This window comes from Streptomyces sp. NPDC018610 (assembly GCF_044391765.1).
Lineage (GTDB): Bacteria > Actinomycetota > Actinomycetes > Streptomycetales > Streptomycetaceae > Streptomyces.
Window position 1 is genome coordinate 408580 of the sequence record NZ_JBISAL010000006.1, and the last position, 14507, is coordinate 423086.

Consider the following 14507-nt stretch of genomic DNA (forward strand, 5'->3'; position numbering starts at 1 on the left):
TGACCTGCGAAGATCCCCTTCCGATGGGAAGTAGGTCACACTCTGGGGGAGATTGGATCACAGAACGGCCCGGAATCCAGGGGTTTCCTGTATTCCGGGCCGTTCGTTCACTCTGGGTTCCGCGGCGGACACTGACGGTCCCTCACGGGGCCGCCCCGCGGGGTCAGCTGAGGCGCTCGATGACCATGGCCATGCCCTGGCCGCCGCCGACGCACATCGTCTCCAGACCGAACTGCTTGTCGTGGAACTGGAGGGAGTTGATCAGGGTGCCGGTGATGCGGGCGCCGGTCATGCCGAAGGGGTGGCCGACCGCGATGGCGCCGCCGTTGACGTTCAGCTTGTCGATGTCGATGCCGAGGTCGCGGTAGGAGGGGATCACCTGGGCGGCGAACGCCTCGTTGATCTCGACCAGGTCGATGTCGTCGATGGTCAGGCCGGCCCGCTTCAGGGCCTGCTTGCTGGCCTCGACCGGGCCGAGGCCCATGATCTCCGGGGACAGGCCGGAGACGCCGGTGGAGACGATCCGGGCGAGCGGGGTCAGACCCAGCTCGCGGGCCTTGGTGTCGGACATGATGACGAGCGCGGCGGCGCCGTCGTTGAGCGGACAGCAGTTGGCGGCGGTGACCAGGCCGTCGGGGCGGAAGACGGGCTTGAGGCCGGAGACGCCCTCCATGGTCACGCCGGCGCGCGGGCCGTCGTCCTTGGAGACGACCGTGCCGTCCGGCAGGGTCACCGGGGTGATCTCGCGCTCCCAGAAGCCGTTCTTGACGGCCTCCTCGGCGAGGTTCTGCGAACGGACGCCGAACTCGTCCATCTCCTGGCGGGTGACGCCCTTCCAGCGGGCCAGGTTCTCGGCGGTCTGGCCCATCGCGATGTAGGCGTCGGGGATCAGGCCGTCCTCGCGCGGGTCGTGCCAGGTGGTGCCCTCCTGCTGGGCCACGGCCGCGGTGCGGGCCTCGGCCTCGGCGAACAGCGGGTTGTGCGTGTCCGGGAGGCTGTCGGAGTTGCCCTTGGTGAAACGGGAGACCATCTCGACGCCGGCCGAGACGAACACGTCGCCCTCGCCGGCCTTGATGGCGTGCAGGGCCATCCGGGAGGTCTGCAGCGAGGAGGAGCAGTAACGGGTGACCGTGCAGCCGGGCAGGTGATCCATGCCCATCTGCACGGCGACGATCCGGCCGAGGTTGTTGCCCTGCTCGCCACCGGGCAGACCGCAGCCGAGCATCAGGTCGTCGATGTCCCTCGGGTCCAGTTCGGGGACCTTGGCGAGTGCCGCCTGGATGACGGTGGCGGTGAGGTCGTCGGGGCGCAGGTCCTTGAGGGAGCCCTTGAAGGCGCGGCCGATGGGCGAGCGGGCGGTCGAGACGATGACGGCTTCGGGCATCAGGGCTCCACGGGGGTGCGGATGACGGGCAGGGCTGGTCTGGAAGTTACCCGTACGTATCGCCGCGGTCACGGGGGTGACGGTGTGACCCTGACCGCAGTTTTCTAAGCGCTTGCTTTTTCGGTCGTCCGGCGTGACGTCCGCTCCCACCGCCCCTTCCGGCGCCTGAGGTTCGTGCGGTCGGGTGACACCCGCGGGCGGCAGCCCGTACGGCGATCGAGGACGAGGCCGACCGGGGACGCCAGGGGGCGGGAGCCCGCCCGCGGCGAGCGAGGGGACGGCGCCGGGCGCCCTCGCTCAGCTCACCGTCCGCACCGGCGAGGGCTCCGTCGCGGCCACCCTCCGCCGCCGGCGCCGCTTGAGCAGCGCCCACGGCCCCCGGGGCCCGGTCGGCATCGCCGCCGTGACCTCCGTGCCGGCCTCCGAAGCCGCCTCCGCCGCCGCACGGGCCACCGGCAGGAACCCCTCGCGCCGCGACACGTCCGGCCGGTCCTCCTCGGCGGGCCACAGGCCGAGCGCCGCGCACACCGTCGGCAGCACCGCCATCGCCGCCGTGGCGTACCCCTCGGCGGACGGGTGGTAGTTGTCGGGGCCGAACAGCTCCCGCGGGTTCGCCTCGAACTCGGGCCCCAGCAGATCGCCCAGCGACACGGTGCGGCCCCCCTGCTCCACCGCGCCGATCGTCTGCGCCGCCGCCAGCTGCCGCGAGGTGCGCCGGGCCAGCCAGCGCAGCGGCTGCTGCACCGGCTCGATCGTCCCGAGGTCGGGACAGGTCCCCACGACCACCTCCGCGCCCGCGGTGCGCAGCCGTCGTACCGCCGTCGACAGGTGGCGCACCGAGCGGGTCGGCGGCATCCGGTGGGTGACGTCGTTGGCGCCGATCATGATGACGCAGACGTCCGGCGGCTGGGCCGGATCGGCCAGCACCAGGGAGACCTGGCGGTCCAGGTCGTCGGAGCGGGCGCCGGTGACCGCGACGTTGCGCAGTCGCACCGGGCGCTCGGCCACGGCCGCCAGGCCGGACGCCAGCAGCGCGCCCGGCGTCTGTCCGGCACGGTGGACGCCCTGCCCCGCCGCCGTGGAGTCGCCGAGCATCACCAGCCTCAGCGGCGGCTCGCCGGGGGTGTCGTAGACATGGCCGTACAGGCCGTCGGCGAGCGGTACGTGGTTGTCCGTGCCGTTGCCCACGTGGCGGCGGGCCAGCCGGACCTCGGCCAGCAGCAGGCCCACGGCCGCCGCTCCGGCAAGGCCGAGCCCCCCGCCGCCGTACGCGGCGCCGGCCGCGATCCGCCGGGCCACTCGCGCCCTCGACATGCTCGTCATGACTGGCTGCCACCTCCCGCGAAGCCGTACACCCAGGTCTTGCCCCGTACCGACCGTCGTCCAATCGCGACAGTGAGTGAACACCCGTCCGGGACCCGGTCCTGGCCGTACGCTTGCGGAACCACCACGACCACCCCTTTTGCAGCGACCGGAGACAACGGTGCAATTCCACGACTCGATGATCAGCCTCGTCGGCGACACCCCGCTGGTACGGCTCAACAGCGTCACCAAGGGCATCAAGGCGACCGTCCTGGCCAAGGTCGAGTACTTCAACCCCGGCGGCTCCGTGAAGGACCGCATCGCCCTGCGCATGATCGAGGCGGCGGAGAAGAGCGGGGAGCTGAAGCCCGGCGGCACGATCGTCGAGCCGACCAGCGGCAACACGGGCGTCGGCCTCGCCATCGTGGCCCAGCAGAAGGGCTACAAGTGCATCTTCGTCTGCCCCGACAAGGTCTCCACGGACAAGATCAACGTGCTGCGCGCCTACGGGGCGGAAGTGGTCGTGTGCCCCACGGCCGTGGCGCCGGAGCACCCGGACTCCTACTACAACGTCTCCGACCGGCTGGTCCGTGAGACGCCGGGCGCCTGGAAGCCCGACCAGTACTCCAACCCGAACAACCCCCTCTCGCACTACCACTCCACCGGCCCCGAGCTCTGGGAGCAGACCGAGGGGAGGATCACCCACTTCGTGGCGGGCGTCGGCACCGGCGGCACCATCTCCGGCACCGGCCGCTACCTGAAGGACGCCAGCGACGGCAAGGTGAAGGTCGTCGGCGCCGACCCCGAGGGCTCGGTGTACTCCGGCGGCTCCGGGCGGCCGTACCTCGTCGAGGGCGTCGGCGAGGACTTCTGGCCCACCGCCTACGACCGGAGCGTCGCCGACGAGATCGTCGCCGTCTCCGACAAGGACTCCTTCCAGATGACCCGCCGCCTGGCCAAGGAGGAGGGCCTGCTGGTCGGCGGCTCCTGCGGCATGGCGGTCGTGGCGGCGCTGGAGGTGGCCGAGCGGCTCGGCCCCGACGACGTCGTGGTGGTCCTGCTGCCCGACAGCGGCCGCGGCTACCTGAGCAAGATCTTCAACGACGAGTGGATGGCCGACTACGGCTTCCTGGAGGGCGAGGGCCCCAGCGCCCGCGTCGGCGACGTGCTGAACGACAAGGAGGAGGGCATCCCCTCCCTGGTCCACATGCACCCCGACGAGACCGTCGGCCAGGCCATCGAGGTGCTGCGCGAGTACGGCGTCTCGCAGATGCCGATCGTGAAGCCGGGCGCCGGCCACCCGGACGTCATGGCGGCCGAGGTCGTCGGCTCCGTCGTCGAACGCGAACTGCTGGACGCGCTGTTCACCAAGCGGGCCTCGCTGGAGGACCCGCTGGAGAAGCACATGTCCGCGCCGCTGCCGCAGGTCGGCTCCGGTGAGCCGGTCGCCGACCTGATGACGGTGCTCGGCGCCGCCGACGCGGCGATCGTCCTCGTGGAGGGCAAGCCGACCGGAGTGGTCAGCCGGCAGGACCTGCTCGCCTTCCTGGCCAAGGGCGGAAAGCAGTAGCGCGTCTCCCGTGGGCCGGCCCCGGCACGGCCCGCGGGAACTCCCGGTGACCCGCGGCCGAGGTACGGTCGCGGAACTGGTACGCGCACGTCATGTGCGCGCAGCACCCGCTTAACACGCGTCCGGCACAGTCATGGGTGTCGGCGGGAAGGGAGCGGCTCCCCTTCCGGTCCGACGGCGAAACGGCGCCAAGGACCTCCGGAGCGGCTCCCGGACCTCCATGGTCGCCCGGACGCGCAGGCCCGGCCTGACCCGGCCCGCGTCCTTCGCGGGGACCGCCGTCGTCCCGCCCCCCAGCGATGGGGGTTGCGGCGGTCCCCGCGCACGCTCTTGTCCGGGCGGACCTCGGTCCCCCTCAGTCCTCCCAGGCGTCGTCGTGCTTCGCGGCGCGGCGCCGACCGCCGAACAGGCCGGGACGGACGCGGGCGGCCTGGACCGCGTTGACGCCGACGATGCCGGCCCAGGCCACGATGAGGCCGGGCAGATGGGCCACGCCGCCGCCGATCGCGGACAGCGGGACGGCGAGCACCAGCGTGACGATGCCGAAGCCGAAGCGTTCGCCCCAGGCGTCGGTGCTCTTCGGCGCGCGGGCGTCGCGGGTCGCCGTCATCCGGTGCTCGGCGAGCTGCCGGCGCACCCGGCGCTCGACGGCGCCGTCGACGCGCTGGTCGATCTTCTCCAGGAACGATTCGACCAGCGCGGACTCGTACTCGGCGCCCAGTTCCCCGCGTGCCCGCAAGGTGGCGTCGAGCTCCTTCTTGAGCTCGGTGTCCCGCGCGTCCATTGCCGTCATGCGCACCAGGCTAGGGAGACCGCCCGCCCGCCGCACTGGGGAAAGCCCCCCACTCCGGCGGGGGGAGGCCGGAGGACGGCGGACGGCGGGGGCCCGGCGGGGGACGCGGGGGAGGCGGAGCCGTTGGCGGTCGCCTGGCGGGGGGAGCCGTGGGCTGTCGTGCGGGCACGGGTGGAGCCGTGGGCTGTCGTCCGGGGCGCGGGTGGTGGCTCTCGGCCGGGGCCGTGGGCGGCCTCGGGCGGACCGCCGCCGTAGGCGTCGCCCGGCTGCGGGTCGGCGCGCCGACGGCGGCGGCCGTCGAGGGACCCCGCGGTCGGGGTCGTGACGCCGCTCCCGGGGGTGGTGCGAGGGGCGTCCGTCCATGATGAGCACGCGCGCCGTCGCGCTCCACGCGCCCGCGGCGCGACTTGGCCGATCCCTTGCCTGCCCTTGCCCGCTCTGTATGACGTCATGCAGAGTTCTTGGTGTCTGAATAGGAACTGGTCGGGGAGTACTCTCCCGGGTCGTCGACGACTTCTGGAGGGGGAGCACGGCATGAGCGTGACCGACAGCCCTGCCGCACGGTTGCAGGCGCTCTTCGAGGGGCACCGGCTCACGCCGACCCAGCGGCGCATCGCGCACAGCATGGTGCGGCGGGCCGCCGACGTGCCCTTCCTGTCCAGCGTGGAGCTGGCCGAGCTGGCCGGGGTCAGCCAGCCGTCGGTGACCCGCTTCGCGGTCGCCCTCGGCTTCGACGGCTACCCGGCGCTCCGGCGCCATCTGCGGGAGGTGGCGCCCGCCGAGCCGGCCGACCGGCCGGCTTCCTACAACGAGTACCAGCAGGCCGTCGAGGCCGAGATCGAGAACCTGCGGCACCTGGCACAGGCGCTCGCCGATCCGCGGCCGGTGCGGCGGGCGGGCCGGATCCTCGCCGCCTCGCGACCGCTGCCGGTGGTGGGACTGCGGGCCGCGGCCTCCCAGGCGTACGGCTTCGCGTATTTCGCGGGCAAGGTCCACCCGGACGTACGGCTGCTCCACGAGGGCGGCACGATGATCCAGGACCGCATCGACGGCGCGGTGCGGGCGGGCGCGTCGGCGCTGCTGTGCTTCGCGTTGCCCCGGCACCCGCGCGAGGTCGTGGACACCCTCGCCTACGCCCGGGAGGCGGGGCTGACCGTCGTCACGGTCGCGGACTCGGCCTTCGCGCCGGTCGCCCGCCACTCCGACCTGCTGCTGCCCGCGGCCGTGGGCACCGGGCTCGCCTTCGACACCGCCTGCGCGCCGATGCTGCTGGGCCGGGTGCTGCTGGAGGCCATGTGCGACGACCTCCCGGACGCCCAGGCGAGGCTGGAGGAGTTCGACGCCGCCGCGGCGGCACGCGGTCTGTTCGTGGAGTGACCTTCGGCCGGGCGCTGCTCGCGGAGTGGCCCCAGCGGGGCGCTGCTCGTGAGGTGACCCCGGCCGTCCGCCGCTCTCCGGCCGCTGTTCGCCGGTCGCCGGCCGTCGGCTGTGCGGCCGCCGTCGTGACCCGCCGCCTGCGGGCGGGGGGGCGCTCTCAGATTCGTCTCAGGAACGCTCGCTAGCCTCCCGCCCGGACGGAAGTGTGCCGGGTTACGAGGGAGGCAGCACGTGGCACGCGCAGGACGCGGAGGGCAGGGACTGGCCCGGGTGGCGGTCGTCGTACGGGCCGGAGCGGCGCCGATGTGGTGGCTCGGGGTGTTCGCGGCGGGGATCGGAGTGCTGGTGCCGGGGCTGACCGGGCGCCGGATCGGCGTCCTGGCGGGCGCCGCGCTCTTCCTCGTGACCGCGGCCGTCGTCGCCGTCACCGGACGCCGCCGCTACCGGCGTCTCGCCCACGGCGCCGCCCGTGCCGGCCGGCACGACGTGCTCCAGGACCGCGCGGTGAGCATCCGCGTCTGGCGCCGGGGACACCGCTGGTGGCTGCTGCCGGCCTTCCTGGCCGCGCTGGGCGGCTCCTTCGCCGTGCCCGCCGCCGGCGGTCTCCTGCTGGCCGGGGCCGGGGCCGGGCTGCGCCTGAAGGCGGCCTGGCTGGGACGGCTGGAGCGGACCTCGGACGCGCTGCTGTGGGTGCGGGTGGACTGGCTCGGCAAGCATGGCGGGCGTCCCGCGGGCCCCGCGGTCAAGGGCTACCGCAGCACGGGCGTCGCGGCGGGCGACGCGGCCCCCGGAGGGGCACGCCGCCGCACCACGGCTTCGGTCTAGGAACTGTCCCGCGGTCAGAACCTGTCCCGGCCCGCGCCGGTCGGACCTCGGCTCACACCTCCAGGTCCTGTTCGATCCTTTTCAGCTGGTGGCGGGCCATCGCCAGGTTGGACCGCTTGGCGTCCAGCACCAGGTAGAGGAAGAGGCCGTTGCCGCCGCGCCCGCTGATCAGGCGGATCAGGTGGTACTGGTCGGACAGGGTGATCAGGATGTCCTCGATCTCCGCCTTGAGGCCGAGGTGCTCCATGGTGCGCATCTTGGCCCGGACGACGTCGGTGTTGCCGGCGGCGGCGACGTTCAGGTCGAAGGTCTTGCTGCCGCCCATCGTGCCCAGCGCCATGCCGCTGGTGTAGTCGACGAGCGCGACGCCGGTCGCACCCTCGATGGAGGCGAGCGCTTCCTTCAGGCAGGTCTCGGTGTTGGTCATGGCGGGGTCTCCTTGCTCCGGTGTTCCTGTCAGCCTTCGGTGGCGGTGGGCGCGTTGGCGCCCGGGGCGGTGCCCGTACTGCGGGGCACACGGGTGGTTCTGGTGCGTGGGGCGGTGGTCCTGGCGGGCGGTTTCGCCGCCTTCGCGGGCGGTCCGCCGGCGCCGCGGGCCGTCTGCGCGGCGTCGACGAGCTCGCCGATGCGGGCGCCGGCCCGGCGGCCCTCCAGATGGAGGCGGCCGACGTTGACGCGGTCCTGCGCGAGCAGCGTCAGCACGGCGGTGCGGCCGGCCGCGTAGGTGGCCACATAGCCGTAGACGCCGCGCACGAGCAGTTCGCGCAGGTCGCCCTGGCCGGTCACGTCCGTGGTGCGCACGGCCACGCCGAGCGCCGTCGCGGTCAGCGCGGCGAGGCTCTCGGCCTCCACGCCGGGGGTGTCGTGGGCCAGCACGAGGCCGTCGACGCTCGCGGCGAGGGCGCCGGTGAGTTGCGGGACGCGCGCTCTCAGTCTGCGCAGCTCGTCCAGGATCTCGGGCTCGGCCGCCATCCGTTGTCTCCTCTCAAAGGGCCTCCAGCGCATCCCTGAGCCTCTTCAGCAGCGTGATGTGGGGGTCGGTGGTGTGCGCGAGCCGCTCGGCGATGTCGGGCGGCGGCCCGGCGGCCTCGGGCGGCAGAGGTCCGCTCCAGGCGGGCGGCGGCGGGGGGCCGGGGTGCGGGGCGGCGAGGCCGGGGTGCGGCGCGGTCGCGGTGACGGGCGCGGCGGTTCCGGTGGGCGCGACGGTTCCGGTGGGCTCGGCGGGGCAGGTGTCCGGTGCCGCGTCCGGTGTCGCCGGTCCGGGCGCCGGGCGCGGCGCGATCACTCCGGCCGCCGCCAGGCGCCGTACGTCCACGAGCGTGTGGAACGCCTGCCGGCCCAGCTGCCGGGCCAGATCGGCGGCGGTGCGGGTGCCGTCGATCCGGTCCAGCAGGGTCTGCTGACGGGCGGTGAGCCGGGGCGCGGCGGCGGCGTACGTCCGCACCAGCGGCGCGTGGTCGGGGCGCGGGTCGGGCCAGATGCGGTGCAGCAGGTCGCGGCGGCGCAGCGTCTCGCGCTCCAGCGCGGCGACCGGCACCGGCAGGACGGGACCGAGCCGGTGGGCGACGCCGTAGCGGAAACGGCCCGGGGCGCTGCTCGGGGCGAGGGCGAAGTACGCGGCGTCGTAGAGCGCGCCCAGGTGGCACAACTGCAGCGCGCCCTCGGTCAGATGGCCGCCGGACAGCAGGAACCCGGCGGCGCCGCGGTGCTCGTCGGCCCGGGAGATCGCCTCGCCCCAGACCTCGGTGCGCAGGGTGCCGTGCGCGGTGAGGAGGGCGTCCAGACCGAGGGCCAGCGGGCTCTCGGCGTGCGTCACCAGGCCCTCGTCGAGGTGGAGGGTGCCGCCCTCGCGGACCAGGACGCCGGTGGCCCGCTCCGCGGCGAGCCGGGTCAGCATCGGCGAGACGCCGCCCCAGGCCCGCTCGACGGCGGTCGCCTTGTCCCGTACCGGCAGCGGGGGCGGGGGAGAGGTGTCGACCACGGTCATCCCAGCACCAGCCGCTCGGCCATCTCGCCCAGGCGTATGCGGGCCAGGGCGAGGTTGCCCTCCTCGCGGGTCAGCCACAGGTGCAGGAACACGCTGCTGTCGAAGGAGGTGTCCACGAATCTCAGCAGGTGGTAGCTGTCCCGGTTGCTGACGATCAGGTCCTCCACCGGGGGCCGCTCGCCGCCGGGGTCGTCGGCGGCGGCGAACGCGCCGTGCTCGGCGGCGAGCCGGGCCAGCTCGGCGGCCTCCGCCGCGGTGGTCTCGTGGTCGCCGCCCGGGGACTCCCCGACGGCGCCCAGGGCCAGACCGCTCGTCCAGTCGACCAGCGCGGCGCCTCTGGCTCCGGGCAGCCGCATGGCTTCCAGCAGGCACTCGTCGATTCCGGGCACCGTTGTTCCCCTCCCGCCTGGGGTTCGGCTGAGTGATGCAGAGGCTACGCACGGTGCACGGGGCCGGTGAGGGTTACGGCATTTTCCGGTGGAACATGCGACCGAGGGGCTAACGTGGGTCGACTGACCCGGGTTTCGCACCAGTTGCTCCGGGCCCTCGCCGTTCGCCCCGCCTCGGGGGCGCTCGGACGCACGCCCCGTGGTGAACGCGAAACCGCGCGCCCCGGCGGCCCGAACACGCGCGTTCCGGCCGACCGAACGCGCGCGCCCCGCGCCGACCGCCCCGTCGGGACACGCGTGCCCCGCGCCGACTGCCCCGTCGGGATATGCGTGCCCCGCGCCGACTGCCCCGTCGGGACGCGCGCGCCCCGCGCCGCCTTCGTCGGCCGGGTTCCGGGCGCCCCACCACCCCACGGGCCCCCCTCCCGCACAGCCGCCACCCGCACTCCACGCGACCCGCCTCGCGGCCCCACTCACCTCCCCCACCCCGCCCCGGGGCCGCCACGCGGCGCGCCCCAACGTATTGACTAGTTCTATTCAGGGGGTCAGGATGTGAATAGACGCAGTAACAATCCCTCGGGAGCAACCGCCAGGAGGCAGACCATGTCAGGACCCCGCCCCGTACGAGCGCCGCGCGGTACGGAACTGAGCGCCCTGGGATGGCAGCAGGAGGCCGCCCTGCGGATGCTCCAGAACAACCTGGACCCCGAGGTCGCCGAGCACCCCGACAAGCTCGTCGTCTACGGCGGCACCGGCAAGGCCGCCCGTGACTGGCGCTCCTTCGACGCCATGGTCCGCACCCTGCGGACCCTCAAGGCCGACGAGACCATGCTCGTCCAGTCCGGCCGCCCGGTCGGCGTGATGCAGACCCACGAGTGGGCCCCGCGCGTCCTGCTCGCCAACTCCAACCTCGTCGGCGACTGGGCCAACTGGGAGGAGTTCCGCCGCCTGGAGGCCCTCGGCCTGACCATGTACGGCCAGATGACCGCCGGCTCCTGGATCTACATCGGCACCCAGGGCATCCTCCAGGGCACCTACGAGACCTTCGCCGCCGTCGCCGCGAAGAAGTTCGGCGGCACCCTCGCCGGGACGATCACCCTCACCGCCGGCCTCGGCGGCATGGGCGGCGCCCAGCCGCTCGCCGTGACGATGAACGACGGCGTCGCCCTGTGCATCGACTGCGACCCCCGCGCCATCGACCGCCGCATCGAGCACCGCTACCTCGACGTGCGGGCCGACTCCCTCGACCACGCCCTCCAGCTCGCCACCGAGGCCCGCGACCAGCGCCGCCCGCTGTCCATCGGCGTCCTCGGCAACGCGGCCGAACTGGTCCCGCAGCTCCTCGCGATGGGCGCGCCCATCGACATCGTCACCGACCAGACCTCCGCCCACGACCCGCTGGCCTACCTGCCGCTGGGCGTCGACTTCGAGGACATGGCCGACGCCGCCGCCAAGGACCCGGCCGGCTTCACCACCCGCGCCCGCGAGTCCATGGCCAGGCACGTCGAGGCGATGGTCGGCTTCCAGGACGCCGGAGCCGAGGTCTTCGACTACGGCAACTCCATCCGCGGTGAGGCCCAACTCGCCGGTTACGACCGTGCGTTCGCCTTCCCCGGCTTCGTCCCCGCCTACATCCGCCCGCTGTTCTGCGAGGGCAAGGGCCCCTTCCGCTGGGCCGCCCTGTCGGGTGAGGCGTCCGACATCGCCAAGACCGACAAGGCGATCCTGGAGCTCTTCCCGGAGAACGAGTCCCTGGCCCGCTGGATCAAGATGGCCGGCGAGCGCGTCCACTTCCAGGGCCTGCCCGCCCGCATCTGCTGGCTCGGCTACGGCGAGCGCGACAAGGCCGGCGAGCGGTTCAACGACATGGTCGCGAGCGGTGAGCTCCAGGCCCCGATCGTCATCGGCCGCGACCACCTCGACTGCGGCTCCGTCGCCTCCCCGTACCGGGAGACCGAGGCCATGCTCGACGGCTCCGACGCGATCGCCGACTGGCCGCTGCTCAACGCCATGGTGAACGTGGCCTCGGGCGCCTCCTGGGTCTCCCTCCACCACGGCGGCGGCGTCGGCATGGGACGGTCCATCCACGCCGGCCAGGTCACCGTCGCCGACGGCACCGCGCTCGCCGGCGAGAAGATCCGCCGGGTCCTCACCAACGACCCCGGCATGGGCGTCATCCGGCACGTGGACGCCGGGTACGACATCGCGGAGTCCGTGGCCGGCGAGCGGGGCGTGCGGGTCCCCATGCGCGAGGGTGACGGGGCGTGAGCTTCCACAGCATGTGGGCGGAGCTGCTGCCCGTCGGCCGCAGCTCCGCCTCCGGCGGATACCGTCGCTTCGCCTGGACCGGGGCCGACGCCGAGTGCCGCGCCTGGTTCCAGGAACAGGCCGAGGCACGCGGGCTCGCGTACGAGGTCGACCGGAACGGCAACCAGTGGGCCTGGCTCGGGGACCCGGCCGCCCAGAACGCCGTCGTCACCGGCTCCCACCTCGACTCCGTGCCCGACGGCGGCGCCTTCGACGGCCCCCTCGGAGTGGTGTCGGCCTTCGCGGCCCTGGACGAACTGCGCCGCAGGGGAGCGCGGTTCGCCAGGCCGCTGGCGATCGTCAACTTCGGCGACGAGGAGGGCGCCCGGTTCGGGCTGGCCTGCGTCGGCTCGCGGCTGACCGCGGGGGCGCTCACGGTCGAGGACGCGCACCGCCTCACCGACGGCGACGGCATCACCCTGCCCCGGGCCATGGAGGCCGCCGGGTACGACCCCGACGCCATCGGCCCCGACCCCGAGCGGCTCGCCCGCATCGGGGCCTACGTCGAACTGCACGTCGAGCAGGGCCGCGCCCTCGACCTCACCGGCGACGCCGTCGGCGTGGCCAGCGCGATCTGGCCGCACGGACGGTGGCGGTTCGACTTCCGCGGCGAGGCCAACCACGCCGGCACCACCCGGCTCGTCGACCGCCGCGACCCGATGCTGCCGTACGCCGAGACAGTGCTGGCCGCGCGCCGCGAGGCCGCACTCGCCGGCGCGGTCGCCACCTTCGGCAAGATCGCCGTGGAGCCGAACGGCGTCAACGCCGTCCCGTCCCTGGTGCGCGGCTGGCTCGACTCCCGCGCCGCCGACCAGCCGAGCCTGGACACGGTGGTCACCGGCATCGAGAAGGCCGCCCGCGAGTACGCGGACGCCCACGGCGTCGACCTCGACGTGGTCCGTGAGTCCTTCACGCCCGTCGTCGAGTTCGACCACGCCCTGCGCGACGAGATCGCCCGCGTCCTCGGTGAGGCCACCGGCCCGAAGGTGCCCGTCCTCGGCACGGGCGCCGGACACGACGCCGGAATCCTCTCCGGGAGCGTGCCGACCGCCATGCTGTTCGTGCGCAACCCCACCGGTGTCTCGCACTCCCCGGCCGAGTTCGCGGCCGAGGACGACTGCGTGGCCGGGGTGCGCGCCCTCGCCGACGTACTGGAAGGACTGGCCCGCACGTGACCTGCACCGAGCAGCCGCGGACGTACTGGCTGGAGCACGCCTGGCTCGGCACGAACGTCGAGCCGGGCGTGGCGCTCGACGTGCGGGACGGTCGCGTCGCGGCCGTCCGCACGGGTGTGGCCGCTCCGCCGCCGGGAGCCGAACCCCTGCGCGGCCTCACGCTCCCCGGGCTGGCCAACGCCCACTCGCACGCCTTCCACCGCGCGCTGCGCGGCACCGTCCAGGTCGGCAGCGGGACGTTCTGGACCTGGCGCGAGGTCATGTACTCCGTCGCCGACCGGCTCACCCCCGAGACGTACCACGCGCTGGCCCGCGCCGTGTACGCCGAGATGGCCCTCGCCGGCATTACGGCCGTCGGCGAGTTCCACTACGTCCACCACGCCCCGGGCGGCGCCCGGTACGCCGACCCCAACGCGATGGGCGAGGCGCTGATCGAGGCCGCCGCCGAGGCCGGGGTGCGCATCACCCTCCTCGACACCTGCTACCTGTCCGCCGGCTTCGGCGAGGCGCCCGGCCACCACCAGCTCCGCTTCTCCGACGGCACCGCCGAGGCCTGGGCCGAACGCTCTTCAGGTCTCGAGGAACGCGATCACGTGCGGATCGGCGCCGCCGTCCACTCGGTGCGGGCCGTGCCCGCGCGGGAACTGGCGACGGTGGCGCGCTGGGCCGAGGAGCGGCACGCCCCGCTCCATGTGCACCTGTCCGAGCAGACCGCCGAGAACGACGCCTGCCTCGAAGCCCACGGCTGCACCCCGGCCCGGCTCCTGGCCGACCACGGCGTCCTCGGCCCGCGCACCACGGGCGTGCACAACACCCACCTCACCGAGGCGGACATCGCGCTGCTGGGCGGCTCGGGCACCGGCACCTGCATGTGCCCGACCACCGAACGGGACCTGGCCGACGGCATCGGCCCCGCCGTCGCCCTCCAGCGCGCCGGCTCCCCCCTCTCCCTGGGCTCCGACAGCCACGCCGTCATCGACCTGCTCGAAGAAGCCCGCGCCATGGAGCTGAACGAGCGGCTGCGCACCCGCACCCGCGGCCACTGGACGGCCGCCGCGCTGCTGCGGGCCGCCACCGCCGACGGTCACGCGGCCCTCGGATGGGACGAGGCGGGCAGCCTCGTCCCCGGCGCCCTCGCCGACTTCACGACGATCGCGCTGGACTCGGTCAGGACCGCGGGGCCGGCGCCCCGGCTCGGCGCCGAAGCGGCCGTATTCGCGGCGTCCGCGGCGGACGTACGGCACACCGTCGTCGCCGGCCGGCATGTGGTGCGCGACGGGGCGCACACCCTCGTGCCCGACGTGCCGCGGGCGCTGACGGCCGCCGTCGAAGCCCTGCGCGGCTAGGGCGTGTTCCGAAAGTCCCGCCTGCCCCGCGACGCCTGGCACGCGCGCTCGC

Annotated in this window: 13 protein-coding genes; 6 read left to right on the forward strand and 7 right to left on the reverse strand. The window is 74.0% G+C overall.

Annotation, left to right across the window (positions count from 1 at the left end):
* Positions 1–163: 163 nt before the first annotated feature.
* Together ACH5A8_RS18290 and ACH5A8_RS18295 are read right to left on the reverse strand one after the other, a co-directional pair.
* Positions 164–1384, reverse strand: coding sequence for an acetyl-CoA C-acetyltransferase (locus ACH5A8_RS18290; protein WP_399003083.1), 1221 nt, complete (start codon positions 1382–1384; stop codon positions 164–166).
* Between the two features lie 297 nt (positions 1385–1681).
* The gene (locus ACH5A8_RS18295) at positions 1682–2707 is read right to left on the reverse strand and encodes an SGNH/GDSL hydrolase family protein (protein WP_399003085.1); all 1026 of its coding nucleotides are present in this window, start codon (positions 2705–2707) and stop codon (positions 1682–1684) included.
* A gap of 160 nt (positions 2708–2867) precedes the next feature.
* Between ACH5A8_RS18295 and ACH5A8_RS18300 the strand changes: the two genes are divergently transcribed.
* Positions 2868–4256 (forward strand): cystathionine beta-synthase, encoded by a 1389-nt coding sequence (locus ACH5A8_RS18300; RefSeq protein WP_399003087.1) that lies wholly within the window; start codon positions 2868–2870, stop codon positions 4254–4256.
* 355 nt (positions 4257–4611) lie between these two features.
* On the opposite strand, the gene ACH5A8_RS18305 is transcribed toward ACH5A8_RS18300, so the two are convergent.
* Entirely contained in the window at positions 4612–5040 is a 429-nt protein-coding gene (locus ACH5A8_RS18305) for a hypothetical protein (protein ID WP_399003200.1), read from the reverse strand.
* 543 nt (positions 5041–5583) lie between these two features.
* On the opposite strand from ACH5A8_RS18305, the gene ACH5A8_RS18310 reads away from it, so the two are divergent.
* Together ACH5A8_RS18310 and ACH5A8_RS18315 are read left to right on the forward strand one after the other, a co-directional pair.
* Entirely contained in the window at positions 5584–6426 is an 843-nt protein-coding gene (locus ACH5A8_RS18310) for a MurR/RpiR family transcriptional regulator (RefSeq protein WP_399003089.1), read from the forward strand.
* Between the two features lie 303 nt (positions 6427–6729).
* Positions 6730–7251, forward strand: coding sequence for a hypothetical protein (locus ACH5A8_RS18315; RefSeq protein WP_399003202.1), 522 nt, complete (start codon positions 6730–6732; stop codon positions 7249–7251).
* 52 nt (positions 7252–7303) lie between these two features.
* On the opposite strand, the gene ACH5A8_RS18320 is transcribed toward ACH5A8_RS18315, so the two are convergent.
* Genes ACH5A8_RS18320 through ACH5A8_RS18335 form a run of 4 tightly spaced genes read right to left on the reverse strand, consistent with a single transcriptional unit; the run spans position 7304 to position 9627 of the window.
* A complete protein-coding gene (locus ACH5A8_RS18320) occupies positions 7304–7678 on the reverse strand; it encodes a hypothetical protein (RefSeq protein ID WP_399003091.1) in 375 nt (124 codons plus the stop codon).
* Positions 7679–7707: 29 nt separating this feature from the next.
* The gene (locus ACH5A8_RS18325) at positions 7708–8223 is read right to left on the reverse strand and encodes a roadblock/LC7 domain-containing protein (RefSeq protein ID WP_399003093.1); all 516 of its coding nucleotides are present in this window, start codon (positions 8221–8223) and stop codon (positions 7708–7710) included.
* 13 nt (positions 8224–8236) lie between these two features.
* The gene (locus tag ACH5A8_RS18330) at positions 8237–9238 is read right to left on the reverse strand and encodes a hypothetical protein (RefSeq protein ID WP_399003095.1); all 1002 of its coding nucleotides are present in this window, start codon (positions 9236–9238) and stop codon (positions 8237–8239) included.
* Positions 9235–9627 carry a hypothetical protein gene (locus ACH5A8_RS18335; protein ID WP_399003097.1) on the reverse strand — a complete coding sequence of 131 codons (393 nt, stop codon included), beginning with the start codon at positions 9625–9627 and terminating at the stop codon, positions 9235–9237. Before ACH5A8_RS18335 ends, ACH5A8_RS18330 begins: the two co-directional genes overlap by 4 nt.
* Before the next feature lie 603 nt (positions 9628–10230).
* On the opposite strand from ACH5A8_RS18335, the gene hutU reads away from it, so the two are divergent.
* The 3 genes from hutU to ACH5A8_RS18350 are packed head-to-tail and all read left to right on the forward strand — an operon-like array spanning position 10231 to position 14455.
* Complete coding sequence (gene hutU / locus ACH5A8_RS18340; protein WP_399003099.1) at positions 10231–11895, forward strand: urocanate hydratase; 1665 nt, start codon at positions 10231–10233, stop codon at positions 11893–11895.
* Positions 11892–13109, forward strand: a complete 1218-nt coding sequence (locus ACH5A8_RS18345) for an allantoate amidohydrolase (RefSeq protein WP_399003101.1) — start codon at positions 11892–11894, stop codon at positions 13107–13109. Before hutU ends, ACH5A8_RS18345 begins: the two co-directional genes overlap by 4 nt.
* Positions 13106–14455 carry a formimidoylglutamate deiminase gene (locus tag ACH5A8_RS18350; RefSeq protein ID WP_399003103.1) on the forward strand — a complete coding sequence of 450 codons (1350 nt, stop codon included), beginning with the start codon at positions 13106–13108 and terminating at the stop codon, positions 14453–14455. Before ACH5A8_RS18345 ends, ACH5A8_RS18350 begins: the two co-directional genes overlap by 4 nt.
* The last annotated feature ends 52 nt before the right edge of the window (positions 14456–14507 follow it).

Excerpts from the sequence above, each read along its gene's own strand:
- ACH5A8_RS18290 (WP_399003083.1), bottom strand. The coding sequence starts at position 1,384 with ATGCCCGAAGCCGTCATCGTCTCGACCGCCCGCTCGCCCATCGGCCGC.
- ACH5A8_RS18295 (WP_399003085.1), bottom strand. The coding sequence starts at position 2,707 with ATGACGAGCATGTCGAGGGCGCGAGTGGCCCGGCGGATCGCGGCCGGC.
- ACH5A8_RS18305 (WP_399003200.1), bottom strand. The coding sequence starts at position 5,040 with ATGGACGCGCGGGACACCGAGCTCAAGAAGGAGCTCGACGCCACCTTG.
- ACH5A8_RS18310 (WP_399003089.1), top strand. The coding sequence starts at position 5,584 with ATGAGCGTGACCGACAGCCCTGCCGCACGGTTGCAGGCGCTCTTCGAG.
- ACH5A8_RS18315 (WP_399003202.1), top strand. The coding sequence starts at position 6,730 with ATGTGGTGGCTCGGGGTGTTCGCGGCGGGGATCGGAGTGCTGGTGCCG.
- ACH5A8_RS18320 (WP_399003091.1), bottom strand. The coding sequence starts at position 7,678 with ATGACCAACACCGAGACCTGCCTGAAGGAAGCGCTCGCCTCCATCGAG.
- ACH5A8_RS18325 (WP_399003093.1), bottom strand. The coding sequence starts at position 8,223 with ATGGCGGCCGAGCCCGAGATCCTGGACGAGCTGCGCAGACTGAGAGCG.
- ACH5A8_RS18330 (WP_399003095.1), bottom strand. The coding sequence starts at position 9,238 with ATGACCGTGGTCGACACCTCTCCCCCGCCCCCGCTGCCGGTACGGGAC.
- hutU (WP_399003099.1), top strand. The coding sequence starts at position 10,231 with ATGTCAGGACCCCGCCCCGTACGAGCGCCGCGCGGTACGGAACTGAGC.